Source organism: Nonomuraea sp. MTCD27, from assembly GCF_041950495.1.
Lineage (GTDB): Bacteria > Actinomycetota > Actinomycetes > Streptosporangiales > Streptosporangiaceae > Nonomuraea.
Window position 1 is genome coordinate 379268 of sequence record NZ_JBGNUW010000012.1, and the last position, 23022, is coordinate 402289.

The 23022-nt window shown below is 71.0% G+C and carries 21 protein-coding genes, 2 rRNA genes and 1 pseudogene; 8 read left to right on the top strand and 16 right to left on the bottom strand.

Annotated features, from left to right (window positions below; translation table 11 throughout):
• Positions 1–41: 41 nt before the first annotated feature.
• From ACBJ59_RS33305 to ACBJ59_RS33350, 10 genes are all read right to left on the bottom strand, one after another.
• Positions 42–1025, bottom strand: a complete 984-nt coding sequence (locus ACBJ59_RS33305) for a TerC family protein (RefSeq protein ID WP_364120383.1) — start codon at positions 1023–1025, stop codon at positions 42–44.
• 193 nt (positions 1026–1218) lie between these two features.
• Positions 1219–2256: a glycosyltransferase family 4 protein gene (locus ACBJ59_RS33310; protein ID WP_375114151.1), complete on the bottom strand. Its 1038-nt coding sequence runs from the start codon at positions 2254–2256 to the stop codon at positions 1219–1221.
• A 57-nt stretch (positions 2257–2313) separates the two neighbouring features.
• Positions 2314–3918, bottom strand: coding sequence for a murein biosynthesis integral membrane protein MurJ (murJ, locus tag ACBJ59_RS33315; RefSeq protein ID WP_375114152.1), 1605 nt, complete (start codon positions 3916–3918; stop codon positions 2314–2316).
• Between the two features lie 76 nt (positions 3919–3994).
• Complete coding sequence (locus ACBJ59_RS33320) at positions 3995–4858, bottom strand: hypothetical protein (protein ID WP_375114153.1); 864 nt, start codon at positions 4856–4858, stop codon at positions 3995–3997.
• Position 4859: 1 nt separating this feature from the next.
• Positions 4860–5837 carry a copper transporter gene (locus ACBJ59_RS33325; RefSeq protein WP_375114154.1) on the bottom strand — a complete coding sequence of 326 codons (978 nt, stop codon included), beginning with the start codon at positions 5835–5837 and terminating at the stop codon, positions 4860–4862.
• Positions 5834–7030, bottom strand: a complete 1197-nt coding sequence (gene steA, locus ACBJ59_RS33330; RefSeq protein WP_375114155.1) for a putative cytokinetic ring protein SteA — start codon at positions 7028–7030, stop codon at positions 5834–5836. The genes ACBJ59_RS33325 and steA overlap by 4 nt, the downstream gene beginning before the upstream one ends.
• A gap of 73 nt (positions 7031–7103) precedes the next feature.
• Positions 7104–8813, bottom strand: a complete 1710-nt coding sequence (gene recN, locus ACBJ59_RS33335; RefSeq protein WP_375114156.1) for a DNA repair protein RecN — start codon at positions 8811–8813, stop codon at positions 7104–7106.
• A 155-nt stretch (positions 8814–8968) separates the two neighbouring features.
• Positions 8969–9868: an NAD kinase gene (locus ACBJ59_RS33340; protein ID WP_364120402.1), complete on the bottom strand. Its 900-nt coding sequence runs from the start codon at positions 9866–9868 to the stop codon at positions 8969–8971.
• Positions 9865–10677, bottom strand: a complete 813-nt coding sequence (locus ACBJ59_RS33345) for a TlyA family RNA methyltransferase (protein WP_375114157.1) — start codon at positions 10675–10677, stop codon at positions 9865–9867. Before ACBJ59_RS33345 ends, ACBJ59_RS33340 begins: the two co-directional genes overlap by 4 nt.
• Entirely contained in the window at positions 10674–10958 is a 285-nt protein-coding gene (locus tag ACBJ59_RS33350; protein ID WP_375114158.1) for a hypothetical protein, read from the bottom strand. The genes ACBJ59_RS33345 and ACBJ59_RS33350 overlap by 4 nt, the downstream gene beginning before the upstream one ends.
• A 118-nt stretch (positions 10959–11076) precedes the next feature.
• Here ACBJ59_RS33350 and ACBJ59_RS33355 point away from each other — a divergent pair, with 118 nt between their 5' ends.
• From ACBJ59_RS33355 to ACBJ59_RS33365, 3 genes are all read left to right on the top strand, one after another.
• Entirely contained in the window at positions 11077–11433 is a 357-nt protein-coding gene (locus ACBJ59_RS33355) for an SCP2 sterol-binding domain-containing protein (RefSeq protein WP_364120410.1), read from the top strand.
• A 119-nt stretch (positions 11434–11552) separates the two neighbouring features.
• Positions 11553–12305: an ABC transporter ATP-binding protein gene (locus tag ACBJ59_RS33360; protein WP_375114159.1), complete on the top strand. Its 753-nt coding sequence runs from the start codon at positions 11553–11555 to the stop codon at positions 12303–12305.
• Entirely contained in the window at positions 12305–13078 is a 774-nt protein-coding gene (locus tag ACBJ59_RS33365) for an ABC transporter permease (RefSeq protein WP_375114160.1), read from the top strand. The genes ACBJ59_RS33360 and ACBJ59_RS33365 overlap by 1 nt, the downstream gene beginning before the upstream one ends.
• Positions 13079–13282: 204 nt before the next feature.
• Here the strand turns inward: ACBJ59_RS33365 and ACBJ59_RS33370 are convergent, their stop codons facing one another.
• Entirely contained in the window at positions 13283–14257 is a 975-nt protein-coding gene (locus ACBJ59_RS33370) for an HAD-IIA family hydrolase (RefSeq protein ID WP_375114161.1), read from the bottom strand.
• 89 nt (positions 14258–14346) lie between these two features.
• Between ACBJ59_RS33370 and ACBJ59_RS33375 the strand changes: the two genes are divergently transcribed.
• Positions 14347–14787 carry a TipAS antibiotic-recognition domain-containing protein gene (locus ACBJ59_RS33375; protein WP_375114162.1) on the top strand — a complete coding sequence of 147 codons (441 nt, stop codon included), beginning with the start codon at positions 14347–14349 and terminating at the stop codon, positions 14785–14787.
• Positions 14788–14834: 47 nt separating this feature from the next.
• On the opposite strand, the gene ACBJ59_RS33380 is transcribed toward ACBJ59_RS33375, so the two are convergent.
• On the bottom strand, positions 14835–15257 hold the full coding sequence (locus tag ACBJ59_RS33380) for a tetratricopeptide repeat protein (protein ID WP_375114163.1): 423 nt from the start codon (positions 15255–15257) through the stop codon (positions 14835–14837).
• 120 nt (positions 15258–15377) lie between these two features.
• Between ACBJ59_RS33380 and ACBJ59_RS33385 the strand changes: the two are divergent.
• Positions 15378–15560: pseudogene (locus ACBJ59_RS33385) on the top strand (DUF1015 family protein); the annotation flags it as partial.
• A 345-nt stretch (positions 15561–15905) separates the two neighbouring features.
• Positions 15906–17201 (top strand): DUF1015 family protein, encoded by a 1296-nt coding sequence (locus ACBJ59_RS33390; protein WP_375114178.1) that lies wholly within the window; start codon positions 15906–15908, stop codon positions 17199–17201.
• Positions 17202–17486: 285 nt separating this feature from the next.
• On the opposite strand, the gene ACBJ59_RS33395 is transcribed toward ACBJ59_RS33390, so the two are convergent.
• Complete coding sequence (locus tag ACBJ59_RS33395; protein ID WP_375114164.1) at positions 17487–17897, bottom strand: single-stranded DNA-binding protein; 411 nt, start codon at positions 17895–17897, stop codon at positions 17487–17489.
• A gap of 110 nt (positions 17898–18007) precedes the next feature.
• Between ACBJ59_RS33395 and ACBJ59_RS33400 the strand changes: the two genes are divergently transcribed.
• Positions 18008–18934 carry an MBL fold metallo-hydrolase gene (locus ACBJ59_RS33400; RefSeq protein ID WP_375114165.1) on the top strand — a complete coding sequence of 309 codons (927 nt, stop codon included), beginning with the start codon at positions 18008–18010 and terminating at the stop codon, positions 18932–18934.
• A 221-nt stretch (positions 18935–19155) separates the two neighbouring features.
• Here ACBJ59_RS33400 and ACBJ59_RS33405 read toward each other — a convergent pair whose 3' ends face one another.
• The gene (locus ACBJ59_RS33405) at positions 19156–20361 is read right to left on the bottom strand and encodes a hypothetical protein (RefSeq protein ID WP_375114166.1); all 1206 of its coding nucleotides are present in this window, start codon (positions 20359–20361) and stop codon (positions 19156–19158) included.
• Here ACBJ59_RS33405 and ACBJ59_RS33410 point away from each other — a divergent pair.
• Positions 20266–21903: a hypothetical protein gene (locus ACBJ59_RS33410; protein ID WP_375114167.1), complete on the top strand. Its 1638-nt coding sequence runs from the start codon at positions 20266–20268 to the stop codon at positions 21901–21903. The genes ACBJ59_RS33405 and ACBJ59_RS33410 overlap by 96 nt on opposite strands.
• Positions 21904–22704: 801 nt before the next feature.
• Here the strand turns inward: ACBJ59_RS33410 and rrf are convergent.
• Both rrf and ACBJ59_RS33420 read right to left on the bottom strand, forming a co-directional pair.
• A 5S ribosomal RNA gene (gene rrf, locus ACBJ59_RS33415) occupies positions 22705–22821 on the bottom strand.
• 82 nt (positions 22822–22903) lie between these two features.
• Positions 22904–23022 (bottom strand): 23S ribosomal RNA (locus ACBJ59_RS33420); the annotation flags it as partial.

The window sequence follows — 23022 nt, forward strand, 5'->3', positions numbered from 1 at the left end:
CGGCACAACTACACAAGCAAAGCGCCTCGAAGCCCTTTTCGCTAGACCTGCTCCGGATGCGTTTCCTCGCCCTTGCGCGCGTCGATGCGGGCTTTGATCAGGCTCGCCACAGTGGTGATGACCATGGTGGCGCCGATGACCGAGAGCGACACCCAGATGGGAATTTCGGGCGCCCAGGAGACATGGCTGGAGTGCAACGCCTCCAATACGAGCTTAACCCCGATGAACCCCAGGATGAACGCCAAACCGTAGCTGATGTAGACGAGCCGCTGCAGCAGGCCACCCAGCAGGAAGTAGAGCTGACGCAGCCCCATCAGGGCAAACGCGTTGGCCGTGAAGACGATGAAGGGGTCTTTGGTGAGCCCGAAGATGGCCGGAATCGAGTCGAGCGCGAAGAGCAGGTCGGTGCTGCCGATGGCGACCATCACGATGAGCATCGGGGTCACCATGCGCTTGCCGTCGATCTTGACGGTGACCTTGGAGCCGACGTAGGTCTCGGTGGTCGGGAACGCCCGGCGCACCCACCTCAGCACGACGTTCTCGTTGAATTCCTCTTCGTCGCCCTTGAGGTGCTGGCGGACGATGTTGATCGCGGTGTAGACGAGGAATGCGCCGAAGACGTAGAACAGCCAGCTGAACCGCTCGAGCGCCGCGGCGCCCAGGGCGATGAAGATACCGCGCATCACGAGCGCGAGCAGGATGCCGACGAGCAGAACCTTGTGCTGGTAGGCCTTGGGGACGGCGAACCGGCTCATGATGATGAAGAAGATGAACAGGTTGTCGACGCTGAGGCTGTATTCGGTGATGTAGCCGGCGAAGAACTCCCCGGCCCTGTCGGCGCCGGTCGTCACCCACAGCAGCAATCCGAAGGCCACGGCCAGCGCGACGTAGAACGAGACCCAGTATCCCGCCTGCCGCATGGAGAACTCTCGGGCTTCTCCGCGGTCGACGATCCACAAGTCAATGGCGAGGACAACAAGAAGACCGCCGATAACGGCGATCCAGGCCCACAAAGGTTCGCTCACTCAGACCCTCCGGCATGCACGCTTCATTGCCGGAGGTCTCTCCCGCCCGCGGACATCTGCGGACCGGCAGCCCCGGGGGCCCCGTGGAGCGGGGCTGCACCGTGATGACGAGGCTGTCGCGAAGGGATACTCCCCTCCCTAACCCAGGCAGTATATGAGAACGCATCGACCGCACCTAATCATCCTCCGGCCCTCACCCCCTGTACACCGCCAGCACGCTCTCCACGGCGTCGTCGCCACGGGGCATCTCCCGCCCCCGCCGAGCGGCCGCCGTAGCCAGTCTTTCCGCAGCTCCGGGCACTGACAGCAGCTCATTCACGGCCTTGCGGAACCCCTCGACATCCCCGTACGGCACCAGGATTCCCGCCTCTCCCAGGATTCCCGGAATCCCCCCGACCTCCGAGGCTACGGCCGGGGTTCCGGTCATGAGCGCCTCCCTGAGCGTGAGCGGCTGCCCCTCCCACCGGCTCGGCATCACGAGGGCGACGGCGGCGCCGAGCAGATCGGGCACGTCGTCGCGGTTGCCCAGCAGCCTGACGGGAAGCCCTTCGGCGTCGATCCTGCGCTGCAGCTCCCCGCGCAGCGGACCCTCCCCCGCCACCACGAACAGCGGCTCGCCCCGCCACGACCCGGCCGCGACGTCGAGCAGCGTCTCCAGCCCCTTCTGCTGGGCCAACCGGGCGACGGTGAGCAGGATGGGCCGCTCGCCGGCACCCAGTTCGGCCCTGACCTCCGGCGGTGTCCGCTTCGCGGGCGGAGGCACGGGCGCCGCCACCAGGGCGTCCCGTACGTCGCGGGCGCCGAGCCGGGTCATCCGCTCGCCGAGGTCGGGCGAGACGACCAGCACGTGCCCGGCCCGGCGCGCCACGATCCGTTCGAGCGCCCCGTAGACGTACCCCACGAACCCGCCCGCGGTCAGCGCGTTGTGCAGGGTCACCACCGGCCCGCGCCGCCCCAGCCCGGCCAGCGCCCCGGCCCGCAGCCCGTGGGCGTGCACCACGTCGGCGCCCCGGGTCAGCCGTCTGATCGCCAGGACCGCGCGGAGGTCGTTGACCGGGTGCGGCCGGTCGGAGACGCGCACCTCCGCGAACCTCGCCCCCGCACCGCCGAACGAGAACTGCTCCTCCACGCTCCGTGGCCCGGCCACCAGCACCTGGTGCCCCCGCCGTACGAGCCCCTCCACCAGCATGAGCACGTGCCGCCCGGTGCCACCGGACGTGGTGCTCAACACAAAAGCCACCCGCAAGACCCGCTCCCTCCTCCATGCCGCACAACCCGACCGAACGCCTCACCCCGAGCCGCCCCGGCGAAGCAGCCCGGCCACCGCCCCGGCGTCCGCCCGGTCCACCACCGCCACCACCACCGCACCCACGACCAGCGCCACGACCGCGGCCAGCACGGCTGACCCCACGTTCGGCCAGATGCCGCCCGCCCCGAGCCACCGCACCACGCCCGCCCCCGCGAGGTACCCCAGCACCCCACCGGCGACCGCCGCCCCCGACGCCCTGAGCAGCCCAGCCACGGCCGCGCTCCCCCGTGCCCGCACCACGGACCCGAGCAGCACGGCCCCGCCCACGCTCATGCCCACGCTCATCCCGAGCGCCATCCCGCCGATCTCCCACTCGTCCGGCAGCACCAGCACGAAGACGGTCTGGGCGACCATCACGACGCCCCACCCCACCACGGTCCCGGTGGCCGCGGCCCGCCCCCGGCCCGCCGCGTACAGCACCCGGCTCAGGTGAGCGATGAGCCCGTATCCCACCAGGCCGGGCGCGAACAGCGCGATCGCCGCCGCCAGCTCCGCGGCCGGCACCTCGCTCTTGCCGGCGAGGAACACGACCGCCCCGGGCCCGGACGTGGCCGCCAGCACCCCGGCCGCCAGCCCCGACACCAGCACCACCGCCCGGGTGGTGCGCGCCGCGAGCGCCGCGAAGGCCCCCGGGTCGCCCGCCTGCGCGGCCAGCCGGGGAAACGCGCTGGTGGCGATGGGCACGGCCAGCACCGCGTAGGGCACCAGGTAGATCGCCCACGCGTAGTTGTACACCGCGATGGCCGCGTTGCCGATGGCCTTGTTCGACAGCACCAGGACCACGACCATGGCCGCCTGCTGGGCGAGCAGCGCCGCGATGCCGGCCAGCGCGAGCCTGCGCACCTGCGCGGCCACCCCGGCGGGGAACCGTAAGGTCGGCCGCCACCGCAGCCCCAGCCGCGCCACCGGCCCGACCACGGCCAGCACCAGCGACAGCACACCGAGGCTCGTCCCCACCGACAGCGCCAGCTCGGCGGGCCCGGGAACGCCGGCGGGATCGCTCACGCCACCGCTGAACGGCACGAACAGCAGGTAGGCCACGATGACCACGATGCTGGACACCAGCGGCGCGACCGCGGGCCCGGCGAACCGCTTGTGCGACTGCAGCACGCCGTAGAGCACCACGGCCACCCCGTAGAGCGGGATCTGCGGGGCGAAGACGACCAGCATCCGGGTGGCGACCGCGGTCACCGCGCCCACGTCGCACCCGTCGAGGGCGGTGCCGAAGAACAGCCCCACGACCGGCCCGGCGAGCAGCGCCGTGAGCACGCCCAGCGGGACGAGCACGACGACCACCCACGTCAGCAGCGCCGAGCCGATCCACCCGGCCCGGTCCCGCGCATCCCGGTCGGCCGCCCCGGCGAGCACGGGGACGACCATCCCCGCCAGCGCGCCGCCGACGACCACCTCGAAGACGATGTTGGGGATCTGGTTGGCCGTCATGTAGGCCGTGGCCAGGCAGTTGGTGCCGACGGTCTGGGCGAAGGCGTACTGCTTGGCGAACCCGGCCACGCGCGCCAGCACGGTGATCGCCCCGATGAGCAGCGCACCGCCCGCGACGCCCCGCGCCGTCACCACACCCACCCGGCCTCCCCTGCCCCAGCGGATCAACGCTTACGCAGACATCCTGGCAGGCCGGACCGACAGTCGCGCCGGGGGATCACACGGGGTCGACCGGGCGGCGGCCGAGCATGTCGAGGCGGTTGAGCACCGGGTTCCCGGCGATGACCTTGGTGAAGCTGACCTTCTCCGCGGCCGCCGTCAGGGCCACGACGGTGCCCAGCAGGGTGTAGCGGCCGGGCCTGCCGAGCGTGGTCACGGCGGCGAGCCCGAGCAGCGCGCCCAGGGCGTTGGCGCCGGCGTCGCCGAGCATGGCGCGCTCGCCGAGGTCATCGGGCAGCAGCGCCGCGGCGGCCCCCAGCGGGACGGCGGCGAGCGCGGCAGCGGCGGGCGAGCCGCGCAGGAGCGAGGCGGCCAGCAGCGGCCCGCCGGTCAGCAGGCCCACCTTGATGGCGCGGCCGGGACGCAGGTCGAAGAGGTTGGCGAGGTTCGCGGTGCCGGCGATGGCGGCGCCGTTGACCAGGGTGTCCACCGGGCCCTGGGAGACGAGGGCGGCGGCGCCCAGCCCGGTGGCGCCGATGCCGAGGATCTTGACGGCGCCGCTGGTGACCTCGCCGCGGGCGAGGGCGCTCAGGTGCCCCTTGAAGCCCTTGGAGGAGGTGGTGCCGTAGAGGTCGTCGTAGGCGCCGAGCGCGCCGCTGCCGGCGCCCGCGAGCAGCGCGGCCGCGCGTACGCGGGGGGTCAGGCCGGGCACGAGCGCGGCGGCGGCGCCGGAGCCGGCCACGAAGGCCGGGCCTTCGAGCAGGGTGATGGGCTCGCCGCGGTGGTTCTTCCTGGTCCAGCGGCCGCTCAGCTCGGCGGGCCGGTTGCGGGTGAACCCGGCGTAGGCGGCTCGGGCGGCCACCGCGCCGATCGCGGCGCCGGCGAGGGCGTAGAGCAGGCCACGGGCCCGGCTGGCAGGCATGTCAGCTCCCTGACTGGGTGGTGGGGGACGGAGTCGCGGACGTCACCGGGGGAACGGGGGCCGAGGCCCCCTTGCCCATGCCGTACTGGCCGGCGCGACCGGACAGCTGCTCCCGGAGAGAGTAGACGATCGCGACGCGGCCCACGGGCATATCGGCCGTGTCCACGGTGGACACGCGCTTGGAGACCTCGCCCTCGTCGCGTACGGTGCTGATCGCGTCGCCGGGCAGGGCACCGGCGGCGGCGAGCCCGGCCAGCACCGTGCCCTTGCCCCCGACGTCGAGGCCGTCGGCGACGGAGACGATCGCGCCCGCCTGGGCCTCGGCGTTCTCCCCTTCGTACGGCTTCTCCGGCGCGAACATCACCACGAGCGTGGCCCGCTTGCCCGGCTCGCCCTCCGTGCTGAGCAGCCCGCCGGTCTCGAACGTGCTGATGACGTCGGCCGTGGCCGGGTTGGGGGTGCCGCTCTGGGTCTGGTCGGTCGTGACGAACGTGGCGGCGAGCAGCGCCGCGGCGCGGTCCCAGCTCGTGGCGGTGGCGGGGAAGACCATGTTGACCGGCTTGAGCTGGTCGACCAGGCCGTCGAGCACGCCCCGGCCCTTGGGGTCGAAAAACTTCTCGGTCAGCGTGACCTGCCCGGAGATTTCGGCGCCTGCCTGGTCGAGCACCTGCTCGGCGGCCTCGCGCTGGGCGGTGTTGGAGCCCGGCGCCTCGACCAGCAGCACCCGCTGGCCCGACAGCTCGCCGGCCACCAGGTCGGCCGTCACGGAGGCGATGAAGGTGTCGTTGCCGGCCTCGCGCCCGCGCAGGGTGTCGATCTGCGCCCGCAGCTCGTCGTTGGACGCGGTGAGCCCCGCGGCGACCTCCTGGGTGGACTTGATCGCCGGTTCCTGCAGCAGCGTGGTGCCCAGCACGATCCCGACCGCGAGGGCCAGGAAGATCGCGACGATGGAGACGAGGTGGTAGCGAAAATCGATCACGAGAAGAGTCCGACCAGCCAGAAGATGAACGCGTTCCATGCGTCTTGCAGGCCGTTCAGCCAGGTCTGGCCGAGTGGCGACAGTACGAGCGCGATCCCCATCGTGATCAGCGCGGTGATCACGAGAAGGAGCAGTTGCGAGGTGGTGATGCGGCTGCGGTAGAGCCTGCTGACGCCCTTGGCGTCGATGAGCTTGCTGCCGATGATCAGCCGGGTGAGGAAGGTGCTGGCCATACCGGAGCGCCCCTTGTCGAGGAACTCCTCCAGCGTGCCGTGGGTGCCGACCGCGACGATCAGCTCGGCGCCCTTGTCGTCGGCGAGGATCATCGCGATGTCCTCGCTGGTGCCGGTGGCGGGGAAGATCACCGCTTCCCGGCCGAGCTGGTGGACGCGCTCCAGGCCGGGGGCCCTGCCGTCGCGGTAGGCGTGGACGACGAGCTCGGCGCCGCAGGTGAGGGCCTTGGTGGAGACCGAGTCGAAGTCGCCGACGATCACGTCGGGCAGGTAACCCGCCTCCAGCAGCGCGTCGGCCCCGCCGTCGACGCCGACGAGGACGGGCCGGTATTCGCGGATGTACGGGCGCAGGGTGGCGATGTCTTCCTTGTAGTGATAACCGCGCACCACGATGAGGACATGTCTGCACTCCATGGGGGTGCGGATCTCAGGCACGCCGACTCCGTCGATGAGAAGCTTGCCCTCACCGCGAACGTACTCCATCGTGTTGACGGCGAAAGCCTCGATCTGCACGGCGAGACCGGCACGCGCCTCCGCCATGGCGGACTCGACGGCCTCGGCCGTCTGCTCCTCACCCTTGCCGATCACGTCGTCGTCGAGGTAGACGACCCCGTCGCAGACGCGTACGACGTCGCCGTCCTTGACCCGCTCGAACAGCTCCTGGTTGGCGTTGTCCACGAACGGCACGCCGGCTTCCAGCAAAATCTGTGGCCCCAGGTTGGGGTAGCGGCCGCTGATGCCCGCGGCGACGTTGACCACGGCCGAAGCACCGCATGCGACGAGCGCCTCCGCGCTGACCCGGTCAACGTCAACGTGGTCGATAATCGCTATTTCTCCGGGCTGGAGGCGTTTTGTCAGCCTCTTGGTACGCCGGTCGATTCTCGCCACTGCCGTTACACCGGGAAGGTCACCGACCTTCCTACCGCGGAGGCCCGGCATCCTGCTTCCCGGAACCTTCATCAAGACCATCCTGCCAGAGCGAAACAGCGCGGGGGCCACGCATGACGCGGCGTGTCCGCTATGTCACCCAGGATCACCTGTCTGCGGCCGCGAGCCCCAGCAACTCCTCCGCGTGCGCCCGGCCGAGCTCAGAGTCCTCCAGCCCGGCCAGCATGCGGGAGAGCTCGCGTACCCTGCCTTCGTGGTTGAGCGTGACCACACCGCTGCGCACGACGCTGCCATCGCTCGCCTTCTCCACCACGAGATGCTGGTCGGCGAACGCCGCCACCTGCGGCAGGTGAGTTACCACAATCACCTGCGCGGTGCGGGCCAGCCTGGCCAGCCTGCGCCCGATCTCGACCGCGGCCTTGCCGCCGACCCCCGCGTCGACCTCGTCGAAGACGAACGTCGGCACCGGATCCGCACCGGCGAAGACCACCTCGATCGCGAGCATCACCCGGCTCAGCTCGCCGCCGGAGGCGCCCTTGTTGAGCGGCAGCGGCGGCGCCGCGGGATGGGCCGCCATCCGCAGCTCCACCTCGTCGCGGCCCTCCGGCCCGAACTCCGCGCTCTGGGTGAGCTGGACCACGACCCTGGCGTGCGGCATGGCCAGCGCCGTCAGCTCCTCGGTCACCGCCTGGCCGAACCGCTCGGCGGCGGCCTCGCGCACCTTGGTGAGCTCGGCGGCCAGCTCGGTGAGCCGGGCGGTCAGCTCCTCGTGCTCGCGGGTCAGCTCGTCGATCCGCTCGTCGTCGCCTTCGAGCTCGGCGAGGCGGGCGGCGGACTGTTGCGCCCAGGCCAGAACGCCGGCGCTGTCCTCGGCATATTTCCGGATCAGGCCGGACAGCAGCGACCGTCGCTCCTGCACGGCGGCCAGCCGCGCCGGGTCGGCCTCGATCGACTCCGCGTACGAAGCCAGGTCGGTGGCCACATCGGAGATCAGGTATCCGGCCTCGGCCAGCCGGTCGGCCACCCCGGCGAGCTGGGCGTCGAAGTCGCGTACGGCCTCCACGGCCGCGCGCGCCTCCCCCAGCAGGGAGATCACGTCGTGCGGGCTGCCCGCGGCCTCCATCGGGTCGCCGAGCAGCGCCGTGTGCGCGGTCGTCGCGGCGCTGCGCAGCGCGTCGGCGTGCGAGAGCCGCTCCTCTTCACCGCGCAGGTCGGCGTCCTCGCCCGGCTTGGGGTCGACCTTCTCGATCTCCTCCAGCCCGAAGCGCAGCCTGTCGGCCTCCTGCGCCCGCTCCCTGGCCCTGGTGGTGAGCTCGTCGAGCAACGCACCCACCTGCTTGTGCCGCTTGTACGCCTGCGTGTAGGCCCGCAGCGGCTTGACCAGCTCGTTACCGGCGTAGCGGTCGAGCGCGGCCCGCTGCCTGGCGGGCTGCAGCAGCCGCTGCTGGTCCATCTGCCCGTGCACCGCCACCAGGTCGTCGGCGAGGTAGGTCAGGGTGCCCACGGGCACCGTGCGCCCGCCCAGCCACGCCCTGGACCTGCCCTCGGCGGAGACCGTGCGAGAGATGATCAGCTCGCCGTCCTCGACCTCGCCGCCGATGTCCTCGACCTGCTGCGAGACGCGCCCGCCCGGCTCGATGACCAGCGTGCCCTCCACGGTCGCCCGGTCGGCTCCCGGCCGGATGCGCGAAGGATCGGCCCGGCCGCCGAACAGCAGCCCGAGCCCGGTGACGACCATCGTCTTGCCCGCGCCCGTCTCGCCGGTGACCACGTTGAAGCCAGGCGAAAGGTCGAGCACGGCCTCGTCGATGACGCCGAGCCCCTGGATGCGGACCTCCTCGACCCTTGGTCGCACTGCCCACTCCCGTTCACTGCCGTGTCTGACGCCGCTGCCCGCGCTGGACCGCCGGAGGCGACCCGCCGCGGGAGCAGCAGCCTGCCGCCCGCGCCGGCCCGCTCGATGCGGTCCACCGTGCCCACGTGATCCTACGCGCTCTCCCCTCCATTCACTCAGGGTCGCACCCTTCCGCGCCACCCCTGGACAGGAAGCTCGAACTTGGCGACCAGCCGGTCGGTGAAGGGCGCGCCCGTGCTCTCCACGCCGTGCAGCCGCGCCAGGCGTACGGGCTCGGCGCCCCTGCGCACCTCGACCCGCGTCCCCGACGGCAGCTCGAACCTGCGGCGCCCGTCGCACCACAGTACGCCGCCAGGCGTGTCGGGCAGGATCTCCACGGCCAGCGTGGAGCGCGGCGAGACCACCAGCGGCTTGGCGAACAGCGCGTGCGCGCTGATGGGCACCATGAGCAGCGCCTCGACCTCGGGCCAGACCACCGGACCCCCGGCGGAGAACGCGTACGCGGTCGAGCCCGTCGGGGTGGCGCAGATCACGCCGTCGCACCCCCACCGGGACAGCGGCCGCCCGTCGATCTCGGCGACCACCTCCAGCATGCGCTCCTGCTTCTCCACAGTGGCCTCGTTGAGCGCCCAGGTGTCGGCCAGCACCCGGCCGTTCTGCCGGGCGAGAACATCGACGGTCATCCGCTCCTCGACGTCGTAGCGGCCGGCCACGACGCTGTCGACCGCCGCGGCCAGGTCGGCCACCTCGGCCTCGGCCAGGAATCCGACATGCCCGAGATTGACGCCGAGCAGCGGCGTGCCGGCGGGCCTGGCCAGCTCGGCGGCGCGCAGCAGCGAGCCGTCGCCACCGAGCACGATCATGACTTCGGCGTCCTTGGCGGCGCTCGGGTCGCCGGGCACCGCCTCGACGCGGGGGCAGCCGATGTCGCCGGCCTCCGTGTCCAGGACCCTGACGGTGATGCCGGCGTCGACCAGCCGGTTGATGACCAGCCGGGCGCTCTCGACGGCGGCGCCGCGCCCGGTGTGCACGGCGACCAGCACGGTGCGATTCATTGCGGCCCCTCCGCGACGGCCCGCTGGATCTCGGCTTCGAGGTCGGCGACCTGCGGCTCGCCCTCACCCTTGCCCATCCAGAGCAGATATTCCACATTTCCCGACGGTCCGGGCAGCGGGCTGGCGGTCACGCCGCGCACGCTCAGCCCCAGCTCTCCCGCCTTGGCCGCGGCGTCGCGCACCGAGCGCGCCCGCAGCTCGGGGTCGCGTACGACGCCACCCGCCCCGACCAGCTCCTTGCCCACCTCGAACTGCGGTTTCACCAGCATCACGAAATCGGCCCGCGGCGCGGCGACCTCGGCCAGGGCGGGCAGCACGAGCCGCAGCGAGATGAACGACAGATCGCCCACGACCAGCGTGGGCGGCTCGCCGACCATGTCGGGGGTGAGGTCGCGTACGTTGACGCGCTCCATGACGGTCACCCGCTCATCGTTGCGCAGCGACCAGGCCAGCTGCCCGTAGCCCACGTCGACCGCCAGCACATGGGCGGCGCCGCGGCGCAGCAGCACATCGGTGAACCCACCGGTGGAGGCGCCCGCGTCGAGGCAGCGGCGGCCCTCCACCGACAGGTTGACGAAGGTGTCGAGCGCGCCGAGCAGCTTGTGCGCCCCGCGCGAGACGTAGTCGGGTCCGTCCTCGGAGGTGGCCACGACGATGGCGGAGGCCGTGTCGACCTGGGTGGCGGGCTTGCGGGCGCGCTGACCGGCGACGCTGACCCGGCCGGCCTCGATGAGCTGGGCGGCCTGCTCGCGCGACCTGGCCATGCCCCGGCGGACCAGCTCGCTGTCGAGCCGGATCCTGCGGCTCACCGGTGTCCTGCGGCCTGCTCGCCGCCACCCTGCCAGCCGCCACCCTGCCAGCCGGGGCCCTGCCCGCCGACGCCCTGCACACCGCCGTGCCCAACGCCTTGACCGCCGCCCTGCTCCCCCGCGGGGGCCTCGTCCACGGCGGCGAGCGTGCTCTCGAGCCCGGAGAACGCCTCGTCGAAGACCGCGACGTGCGCGCTCACGGGCAGCTCGCCCAGCCCGGCGAGGCCGGCCACGATGGCGTCGACCCGCTCGTCGCCGGTCTCCTCCGGCAGCTCACTCATGATTCGACCGTAACGCCTCCCGCGAGCACCCGGGACCTTGGCAGGCGTGTCACGCGTTGAAGCTCATACGGGGGTGCTACTGATGTGGAACGCTACCGTCCGCAAAAGGAAAGAAAGGATGCGCATCATGGCAAGCGTCGAGGAGTGCCGGGCGGCACTGGCCAAGCTCGTCGCCCAGTTCGACGAGATCGACGAGGAGGACCGCGCCAAGCACGTGGTCGAGCGCACGGTCAGCTGCCGGGTATCCGACCTCGACGTGATCTTCTACGGCCGGCTGCACCACGGGGGGCTCGACCCGTTCGCGGAGGAGCCGCCGGCGGACGGCAAGCCCGCCGACGTCAAGCTCACGATCGTGAGCGACGACCTGATCGCGCTGGTCGACGGGGAGCTGGACCTGGCGCGGGCGCTGCTCGGAGGGCGGGTGAAGATCGACGCTAGCTTCGGCGACCTGCTGCGCCTGCGCAGGCTCATCTGACGCCCCCGTCTGAGAAGCCGGTCCAGGTGATCTGACGGGACCGGCCCGGGGGCGTTGACCCGTCCCGTCGCCCAGTTATTTAATGGTTTCGTTAACTATTAGGCGATGGGCGAACAAAATTGGGTCTGATCATCGACACGGAACGCCTGAGCCGTACCTTCGGCGACCACCCCGCCGTCGACGGCCTCACCCTGGCCATCGCGCCAGGGGAGATCTTCGGCCTGCTGGGACCGAACGGCGCGGGCAAGACCACCACGATCAGGATGCTCTCCACGCTGCTGCCCCCGAGCGCGGGGACGGCCCGTGTCTGCGGGTACGACGTGGTGCGGGCGGCGGAAGAGGTGCGCCGGCGGATCGGCTACGTGATGCAGCAGGTCTCCTCCATGGGCTACTACATGCTGACCGGCCGGGAGAAGGCCGAGATCGAGGCGGCCCTCTACCACGCACCGAGGCGGCGGGTGAAGACCAGGGCCGACGAGGTGCTGGAGCTGGTGGGGCTGTCGGAGAGCGCCGACCGGCTCGTGCAGGAGTACTCCGGCGGCATGCAGAAGCGCCTCGACCTGGCGTGCGGGCTGCTGCACCGGCCCGAGCTGCTGATCCTCGACGAGCCGACGCTCGGCCTCGACGTGCAGTCGCGCCACCACATGTGGAACCACATCCGCTCCCTCTGCGACGAGGGCATGACCGTGCTGCTGGCGACCAACTACATGGACGAGGCGGACCGCCTCTGCGACCGGCTGACGATCATCGACCGCGGGCGGCAGGTGGTCACCGGCACGCCCGCCGAGCTGAAGTCCGCGCTAGGGGCGGCCTCCCTCGACGAGGTGTTCCTCCGGCACACCGGTCACGCGCTGCGAGAGGAGCTGCACTGATGTGGTCCCAGGAGGTGCTGGCCCTGTCCCGGCGCTGGCTGCTCATGATGCTGAGGGAACGCCTGAACCTGCTGTTCAGCGTGCTGCAGCCGGCCGTGTGGCTGGTGTTCTTCGCCGGGGCCATGGGCGGGGCGGTGGATCCGCGGGTGGTGGGGACGGGCGACTACATCGCGTTCGCGGTGCCCGGCATCATCGCCTTCACGGTGGTGGGCAACGGGATCTCGGCGGCGATGCCGCTGCTGTTCGACAAGGAGACGGGCTATCTGGACAAGCTGCTCAGCATGCCGATCAGGCGCAGCTCGCTGATCGTGTCGCGGTTCGTGTTCCAGGTGGGGATGAACTCGGCCCAGGTGCTCGTGATCCTCCTCGTGGCGCTCGCTCTCGGCGTACGACCCGCCTCGGGCCCGCTCGGAGTGCCCGCCATCCTCGTGGCCACGGCGCTGCTGACGCTGGCTCTCACGGCCGCGGCGATGGCTCTGGCGTGCGCGGTGCCCTCACACGGGACGTTCTTCGCCATTACTGGCTTCGCCTCGCTGCCGCTGCTGTTCATGAGCAACGCGTTCGTGCCGCTGTCGGCGATGCCCGGGTGGATGGAGGCGGTGGCGCGGGCCAACCCGCTGACGTACGCGATCGAGGCGATGCGGCTGCTGGTGCTGCAGGGGTGGGGCGGGGCTCTGCCGGTGTCGCTGGGAGTGCTGGTGCTGGCGTCGGTCCTGCTCCTGGCGGTGGGCGCCTGGCAGTTCACCCGCCAGACCGCCGACCGCGTCACGTGACCCACCAGCCCCGCACCACCCGCACTCCCTGACCGATCAACCCCCGACACCCACCCACCCTGGACCAAGCACCCCGACACCCACCCACCTTGAACCAACCACCCCCGAGACCCGCCCCCCTGAACCGACCGACCACCCAATTCACGCACCAGGTGCAGCCGACGCCCTACCTCCCTCACCCCGAGCCGATCGAGGCCCGGCTTCCTAACCCCCGAGCCGATCGAGGACCGGCTTCACCGCGTCCTCCTCCGCCCGTCCCGTGCCGGCCGCCGCCCACGCGGCGTCACAGGCGGCCCTCAGCCCATCGATCCGGCTGCCGTCGCCGTCGAGGTGCAGCGCCCCCTCCTGCCACCGGGCCCGCCACCCCCCGCAGGCCCCGTCCCGCACCTCGGGATACGGCTGGAGCAGCGCCCGCAGGTCCTCGCCGACGTACGTGGGCCGATGCCGCGGCTCCGCCGTCAGCACGTCGGCCGCCGTGGCCACTCCGGTCAGCACCAGCAGGCTCTCGACCCCGGCGTTGGAGGCGCCCTCGATGTCGGTGTCGAGCCGATCGCCCACGACCAGCGGCCGCCGCGCCCCCGTACGGATCATCGACTCCCGGTGCAACGGCGGATCGGGCTTGCCCGCGTAGACCGGCTCGACCCCGGTAGCGGTGGCGATCACCCGTACCATCGCCCCGTTACCGGGCAGTTCGCCCCGCCCGGTCGGCATCGTGCTGTCCCCGTTGGACGCCACGAACAACGCCCCCTGCCGCACCGCCAGCGCCCCTTCGGACAGCAGCCCGTACGACAGACCGGGCGCGATCCCCTGCACCACGGCGACCGGCGACTCGGCGGCGGTAGACACGGGCCGGAGCCCCTGGTCCCGTACCGCCAGCCGCAGGCCGGACCCGCCCACCACGAGCACGCTCGCGCCCGGCGCCACCCTCTCGGCGATCAGCCGGGCGGCGGCCTGGGCGGAGGTCACCACGTCGGCGGCCGTGGCGGGCGCGCCGAGCTCACGCAGGTGGCCGGCGATGGCGGCGGGTGTGCGGGAGGCGTTGTTGGTCACGTACGCCAGCCGCACCCCGCGCCGCTGGGCCTCCTCCAGCGCCGCCGGAGCTCCCGGCACCGCCTGCCTGCCCAGGTAGACCACGCCGTCGAGGTCGAGCAGCAGGGTGTCATAGCCGTCGATCAGCACAGCGCCTCTTCCCGTTTGACTCTCACGCTGCGTGAGACTTTAGCGTCGCCTTCGTACCCGCCCGCAGGAAGGATGACGTAAGGATGACCATGCCCGCGAAACTCAACCTCACCGCGGACGACCGCGCCGAGCTGTTCGGCGGCTTCGACCCGGACGATCACGCGGCGGAGGCCGAGCGGCGCTGGGGCGGCACGGATGCCTGGACGGACGCGATGCGCCGCTCGTCGTCGTACACGAAGGAGGACTGGAAGCGGTTCATGGCGGAGGCGGGCGAGATCGCCACCCGCATGGCGGAGGCGATGCGCTCGGGTGCCCCGGCGGACGGCGACCTGGCCATGGACCTGGCGGAGGAGCACCGCGCCCACATCACCCGCTGGTGCTACGACTGCACCTACGAGATCCACCGCGGTCTCGGGGACATGTACGTCGCGGACCCCCGTTTCACCGCCTCCATCGACCGAACGGCTCCGGGCCTGGCGGCGTATTTTCAGGCCGCCATCACCGCCAACGCCCACCGCCACGACGCCTGACCGAAGATCTCCACAATGGGCCGGCGAGGTCGTGCGTGCGGGCCGGCTCACATTCCCCGTCGAGCACGCAAGGTCGCACGCACGCTTTTCAAGGCCGACACGTAGTGCCGCTCATCGGGCCGCATGGCCACCGCGATGGCCAGCGGCTCCTGAGCCGCCTCCACATCCCCCGTCCGCCACAACGACAACCCGAGCCCGAAATAGGCGTAGTCCTCAGCCGGATTGGCATCCACGATCTGCCGGAAACTGGCCGCCGCCTCGGCGTACTGCCGGGAGTTGAACTGCGCCCGGGCCAGCGCCTCCAAAATGCTGCGCGATTCGGGCTCGGCCGCCGCGGCCCGCTCCAGCAACGCCGCCGCGGCCGCGGGGCTCCCCTCTTTCAGCAACTTGACCCCCCGCTGGTACCAGTCGTAAACACCACCGCCGGGAGCGCCCGAGCTCTCATCATGAATGTTTCCCTCTTGAGCCATGCGTGAGGACTCCTTCATCGCTGTACGGGGGGACCCTGCCCCGCCCTGCTGGGAACGGGCACGACTACAACCATGGGGCGACGTCGGGAAGGCGCAAGCATTTATGGCAGCATGCCCGGTATGGGGACTCCTGAACTGCCGGTGCCGGATGGCCTCGTGCTACGGCCCTTCCGTGGCGTGCGTTTCGCTGTCGAAGATCCCGCCAAGGTGACCTCCCCACCGTACGACCTGATCTCCGACGCCGACGTGGAGGTCCTTCTGGACTCTCACCCGAACAACGTCGTACGCCTCATCCTTCCCTGCTCTCCCCGCAGCGATTCCTCCAGCGCCACACCAGCCACCCGGAACTCCACTCCCGACCCCGATGCCAAACCCCCAGTCGACCCCGCGGACCACCACCCCTCCACCCCCGGGGAACCCGCGAACCACACCTCCACCCCACCCCCCACCGCTACCGCCGACCATCCACCCACCGACGACCAACCCGGTAGCACCTCCATTGCCACCACCGGACCAACCGACAACCACCTCAACTCCGCCTCCGCTGTCACCGGCGCACCAACGGGCGACCAACCCAACCCCACCGGCCCTCAAGACGAATCGGCCAGCCCAGAACCCGGCCCCACCCGCGCTCCCACCTCCGCTCCCATCCCCGCTCGTACCCCCGCTCCCACCCCCGCTCGTACCCCCGCTCCCGCTCCCGCCCCCGGCCTCGCTCCGGCCGACCCAGAACCCGGCAGGGCACCAACTGCCCCAAGCGCCCCAGAATCCAGCACGTCGGCCCAATTCCGCCCCGACTCTGCCTCCCTGACCGGAGAAGCACCGCTCCACACTCGCTACACCGAGGCCAGGGACACGCTGAGAGCCTGGCTGGCCTCAGGCGTGCTGGTGCCCGACGACGTGCCGGGGCTCTACGTGTACGAGCAGCGCGGCCCGGGCATCCTCCAGCGCGGCCTCATCGGGGACGTGGGCCTGACGGACCCGGCGCAGCACATCGTCCTTCCCCACGAGAACGTCCTCCCGGGCCCCATCGCGGACCGGCTCGCGCTCATGAGCACCACCCAGGCCAACCTGGAGCCCATCTTCCTCCTGTACGAGGGCGGGAACGGCACAACCACCCGCCTGGTGGACGAGGTGGCCTCGAACCGGCGGCCCCTCGTCTCGGCCCGTACCGAAGACGGCCTGACCCACCGGCTGTGGGCGATCACGGACGACGCGGAGATCACCGCGATCAACGCCGACCTCCACGACCGCCAGGCCCTGATCGCCGACGGCCACCACCGGTACGCGACGTACCGCGTCCTCCAGCGCCAGGTACGCGCCGCCCACCACCCCCAAGCACCGTCCCAGCAGCCGCCCGGCGGCGAACCGTCCGTGGGCCCCTGGGACTTCGGTCTGGCCTTGCTGGTGGACACCAGCGCGTATCCACCCGACCTCAAGGCCATCCACCGCGTGATCCCGGGCCTCCCGCCGACCGAAGCCGCCGCGAAGGCCAAGGGCTCATGGCAGGTGCACGACCACAACGACCTGGCCCAGGGCCTGGCCGCGCTTGAGCGAGCCGCAGAGCCCTCGTTCCTCCTCGTCGGCGAAAGCGGCGTCCACCTGCTGACTGATCCGGACCCGGTGCAGCTGGCCCGCGCCATGCCGCCCGATCATTCGGAGCGCTGGAACTCCCTCAACACCTCCATCCTCGCCCAGTTCGTCCTGCCGTTCGTGTGGGGCCTGCGCGACGACGAGGAGCACGTACGCATCGTCCACCACGACACGGACGCCGCCGTACAGCTGGCCATCCGTATGGGCGGGACCGCTGTGATCCTCAAGCCGCTCGCCATCGACGACGTGCTGGCCGTCGCCGCCGGCGGCGAACGAGTCCCCCGCAAATCCACCTCCTTCGGCCCGAAACCAAGGACCGGCCTGGTCCTGCGCACGTTCGCGATCGACTGAGGCACCCGTCCTACAACCGGCCCAGCAGCCGCGCACTCACAGCCCTCTTGTACGCACCCAGCAAGCGCTCACTGGGCCTTTACCACGCACCCCCAGCGCGCCCTCTGCCTCACACACGCAGCACCCAGCCGACACTCCACGCCGAGGGACGCGCGTGGTTCGCCGCCGGGCATGCCGAAGGCCCCCCGAGCCCCTCGGCATGCTTTCCCGCACCGACGCCCTCCGGTGGCACCTCGCGTCGGTGCGCGGCCGTGCGGCGCCGCGGCCCCCGCCGCACGGCTCCGGTCAGCCGGTCGGCGCCAGGTAGTGCACCTGCCGGGGGATCAGGGCAGCGAGTTTCATCCCGTCGGCATCACCCTCCGGATCATCGGGTTGCGGGATCTCGGCCTCGTAGGGTTTCGCGTCGCTCACCTCCACCTCGTACCGCCAGATCTTGGCGGCCGACGGGCCGAAGACGCGGCAGCGGAACGCCCCCGTCACCTCGATGTAGTCGCGGGGCTTGAGGGCGCGGACCACGGCGGCCGTATCCGGGTTGAACGTGACGCACGGGATGCTGTCCGTCAGGGCCGCGCCACGTCTGTGACGGCGGCGGCGGACGATGATGCGCCACTTCGTCACGGTGTCACCGCTCGGCAACGGGTGCTCCTCGACCGGCGCTGACAGTCTCCCCACCAGCAAGACTTCGTTTCGGTCCACGGTCGTCCTCCTATCGGTGCTCTGGTGGAGATCACTCTCTACGATGAGGGGGAGGCCGGATCGGCTGGAACGCCGTTCTGGGGATAACGGCTGGACGATCGGGAGTGCCTGTGGACAACATCACCGCACTGGGCGGCGACGTCTATGAGATCGACACCAAGATGGCCGGATATGCGGGAATCACCGCTGGTTACCTGATCCTGGGCGACCGGCCATGCCTGGTGGAGACGGGCACCTCGACCTCGGCCCCCGTGGTACGGGACGCGATCGCCTCCCTCGGCGTCGGCCCCGAAGACCTGGCCACGGTCGTGGTGACCCACATCCACCTCGACCATGCCGGCGGTGTGGGAGACATCGCCAGGTTCTTCCCGTCCGCGCAGGTCGTCGTACACGAGAAGGGCGCCCGCCACCTCGCCGAGCCGTCCCGTCTCATGGCCAGCGCGAGGATGGTGTGGGGCGACCGGCTCGACACGCTTTTCGGCGAGCTGTCCCCCACGGAAGCCGAGCGCATCGTAGCCCTCGGCGACACCGGCGCCATCGACCTGGGCAACGGGCGTACGCTCAACAGCCATTACTCCCCCGGCCACGCGAAGCACCACGTGGGCCTGGTCGACTCCGCCACCGGCGACCTGTACGTCGGGGACGCGGCCGGCGTCTACCTTCCTGAGACGGGAGACCTGCGGCCGGCGACCCCTCCACCAGACTTCGACCTGAAGACCGCGCTCGACTCGATCGCGCTGTTCGAGGCGCTTGGGCCGCAACGGTTGCTGTTCAGCCACTATGGGCCGGTTGAAGCCGTTCAGGAGACGCTCGAGCGGTCTGCGGAGGAGCTCCGGGTCTGGGTTGACCTCACGCGGCAGGCCCGGTCCGAGGGCATGGATCTGGATCACGCCGTAGCCATGGTCAGAGACCGTACCAAGGAGCGCTACAGCGCGATGACGTCCGATGAGGCGACGGCGGAGCAGTTCGAGCTGCTGAGTGGCGCTCCGTCGAACGTGGCGGGAATCCTGCACTGGCTGAACCGCGTCTCGCCGTAAGGGGCTGACGGGCGTCCAGCAGGCATTCGAGGTTGAGGCGGCCCGGTCCGCACGGAGGGTGCGCTGAGCACACGTCCGCGCCAGGGGTTCCGGTGGGGCTCGGCTTGGGCGCTGTGCCCCATCGGGGGGTTCAGGTTTCGGCTCGCGCAGACCCGGCCGACACGCCGCTGCCCGCCGCACCACATCCTGCAAGGATGGGTACGGCGGGCAGCGAAAGTGGGTCAGTCGTCGGTCTTGGGCTTGTCCGTGCGCGATTCGGCGGACTCGTCGAGTACGTCACCGAAGTTCGGCTCGATGAACGCCGGGGTGATGCCGCGCGTCCCAGCAGCCTGCTCCGTCGTCTCGCGAGCCGCCTCGTCCTGGGAGGCATCGCCCTCGGCCTCGGAGGACTCCGAGTCGTCGTCGGCGGAGACGGCATTCTCCGGCTCCGCGTCCAGGACCTCGGGCGTGGACTCGTCCTCGTCCGGTACGTCGGTGACCTCGACCGCTTCGACCAGCACCTCACCGGCACTGGCCTGGTCCGGCTCCTCAGCCACCACGTCCGCAGCAGCGCCCTGCTCAGGCGTCTCCTCCGCTGCCTCATCGACACTGGCCAGCTCGTCGTCCGGCACATCGTCGGCAGGCGCGGCTTCCAGGAGGTCACCCGCTTCGGCAAGAGCCTCGGCGTCGTCCACCTCCTCGCCCGTCCCGGCCGCGTCCCCGGTCTCGGTCACGCCGGCGTCGTCGAAGTCGTCCTCGTCGTCGAAATCTTCCTCGACGTCCTCGATGACGGCCCCGGTCAGCTCCGCGTACCGCTCGGCCGCGTCCGTCTCCCCGTCCTCGTCGAACGCCATCGCCCTGCCGAACCAGTCGGTGGCCGCCTCCTGGTGTCCGGCATCGGCCAGTGCGTCGGCGTACGCGAACGCCAGCCGCGCCGACCACGGCTTGGCCTGCGGGTCGCGCAGCTCGGGCAGGCGCTGCAGGGTGATCACGGCGGCGTCGTGCTGGCCCAGGTCGCGGCGGGCGCCGGACTCGACGATGGTCAGCTCGATCCGCCCGGCCCGGTCGAGGCGTTCGGCTTCGGGCGAACGTACGAGGTCAATGGCGCGCTCCGGACGGCCGAGACCGCGCTCGCAGTCGGCCATGACCGCCAGGTACGCCTCCGAACCCGTCATCCTCTTGGCCGCCCGCAGGTCGCTCAGCGCCTCCGAGAAGTGGCCGGCGCGGTATGCCACGATGCCCGCGGCCTCGCGCACGACCCCGATGCGGGCCGCGAACCTGCGCGCCACCTTGGTGTGCTCGTGCGCCCGGTCGGGGTCGTCCTCCTCGAGCGCCCGTTCGGCCGCCACCATGTGCCGGCCGACCAGGTCGGCGAGGTCGCCGGGGAGGGAACGCAGCTCCTCCAGGACTTCCTTGTCGAGCTCGTCCACGGTGATGTCGGGCGCCACCTCGGGCAGCCTCTCGCGCTGCGGGGCCTCGGCATCGGCCTCGCGGTCACTCCTGCCGTACCGGGCACGGGCGCCCGCGCCGGGACGCTCCTCGCGGTTGTCCCGGGAGAAGGGGCGAGAGTCGCGGCCCTCGCGGCCGCCGCCGTAGCCGCCTTCCCGCCTGTCGCCGTAACCGCCCTCGCGGCGGGGGGCGTAGCCACCCTCACGACGGTCGCCGTACCCGCCGCCTTCGCGACGCGGACCACGATCGTCACGGAACCCGCCCTCACGGCGCGGCCCACGATCATCACGGGCACCACCCTCACGGCGAGGACCACGATCATCCCGGTCACGCAACGGCCGACGGTCATCACCCTCGCGGCGCGGCCCACGGTCATCACGGAACCCGCCCTCACGGCGCGGGCCCCGGTCATCACGGAAGCCGCCCTCGCGGCGGGGAGCGTAACCACCCTCACGACGATCGCCGTACCCGCCACCTTCGCGACGCGGCCCACGATCGTCACGGAACCCGCCCTCACGGCGCGGCCCACGATCGTCACGGGCACCACCCTCACGGCGCGGGCCCCGGTCATCGCGGGCACCGCCGTCGCGGCGGGGAGCGTAACCACCCTCACGACGATCGCCGTACCCGCCGCCTTCGCGGCGCGGACCACGATCATCCCGGTCACGGAACGGCCGACGGTCATCACCCTCGCGGCGCGGCCCACGGTCATCACGGAACCCGCCCTCACGGCGCGGACCCCGGTCCTCGTAACCGCCCTCACGGCGGGGACCGTAGCCGCCTTCGCGACGAGGTCCACGGTCGTCGCGGAACCCACCCTCACGACGCGGGCCCCGGTCATCCCGGAACCCACCCTCACGGCGGGGACCACGATCGTCACGAGCGCCGCCTTCACGCCTCGGACCACGATCTTCGCGGAAACCACCCTCACGGCGCGGACCGCGATCGTCGCGGAAACCGCCCTCGCGACGGGGGCCGGAGGGGCCACCTTCGCGCCGCTCGCCGTAGCCGCCCTCACGGCGCGGACCACGGTCATCCCGGTCGCGATAAGTACGGCGGTCGTCACTGCGGGGTCCGCGATCGTCACCCTCGCGCCGAGGGCCACGGTCGTCGCGGTAGCCGCCCTCGCGACGGGGGCCGGAGGGGCCACCTTCACGCCGCGCACCATAGCCACCCTCACGGCGGGGGCCAGAGGCGCCACCTTCACGCCGCGCACCATAGCCACCCTCACGACGGGGACCGGCGGCCCCACCTTCACGGCGCTCACCGTAGCCACCCTCACGGCGGGGGCCGGAGGGGCCACCTTCACGCCGCTCACCGTAGCCACCCTCACGGCGGGGGCCGCGGTCATCCCGATCACGGTACGGGCGACGTTCCTCACCCTCACGCCGCCCCCCGCGGTCGTCTCGAGAGTCGTCCCGCCGCGGCCCGCGGTCCTCGCGGTTGAAGGAGCGCGGCCTGTCATCGGACCGGAACGGACGGCCGCCGCCGGAGTCTCGCCCGCGAGAGCCGTAACCGCCGCTCCTGCCGCTATCGCCTGAGCGCCTGTCCCCGTGGTCGTCGCGCCCGCGCTGTCCGTCGTCGGATCCGTTATCTCTGTTCACTTCTGGTCCATTTCGTTGGCTCACCCAGCGGACTCACAACAACGGTCCACCGTGGCTGGTCGCCGCCCCCTCGGGCCTTACGCGACGAAGGCCACCCGTGGGGGTGGCCCGGTACCTCCAGCCTAGCAAGCCGCGGAACGTCCACGAGCCTGACGCAACCCGGATATTGATCCGACCATAAAAACGCCAGTCGCCAGGACCGCTCGATTTGTCACGTAGCTTCCCTGAAAAGCGCCGAGCCCCGCCACCAAACTCCTGATTTGCTGAGGGGCCACCAGCTCGGCCGTCCGCCCAAATCGGCCACGTCACTCCTGCTGGACCTAACAGCCGGAAAGGGTAGTCCCTTTTGGATGCTCGACCCATTAAAGAACAGCGAAGCCATGTGAACGCGAACACCAGCAAGGTCTATCTCGCCGCCGGCACAGCTCCCGCCGAGGCCGCACTGCTCCAGAAATCGACAAAGCCCGTTCCGCTCTCCGTACGGTACGACGGACCGCCCCCGAAGAGGCCGGCGTCGAACTCCTGGAAATGGCTTTCGGCCGGCCAGCTGGGACCGATATCCGGCGTGCCGATGGTGGCCGACCAGCAACTGTCACGCGGCGTGCAAGCGATGCTCGATTCGTCACGCCGTGCACAAAGACGGCGCCGGCCCATCAACCGCTCGGCCCGCTCACCGGGCCCCGGAAATGCAGAAAGGGCCCTCGACCGGCTTGGTCGAGGGCCCTTTCTATAAAGATTGTCCGGCGGTGACCTACTCTCCCACACCCTCCCGAGTGCAGTACCATCGGCGCTGAGAAGCTTAACTTCCGGGTTCGGAATGTAACCGGGTGTTTCCTTCCCGCCATAACCGCCGTAACCCTATGAAACACACAAGCAAAACTGCTTGCTGCCTCAGAATCACATAGTGGACGCGAGCAAAAACTCGAAAGTATGCTTTGTGGTCAAGTCCTCGGCCTATTAGTACCGGTCAGCTCCACACGTTACCGTGCTTCCACCTCCGGCCTATCAACCCGGTCGTCTACCGGGAGCCTTACCCACTCTCATGGTGGGAGACCT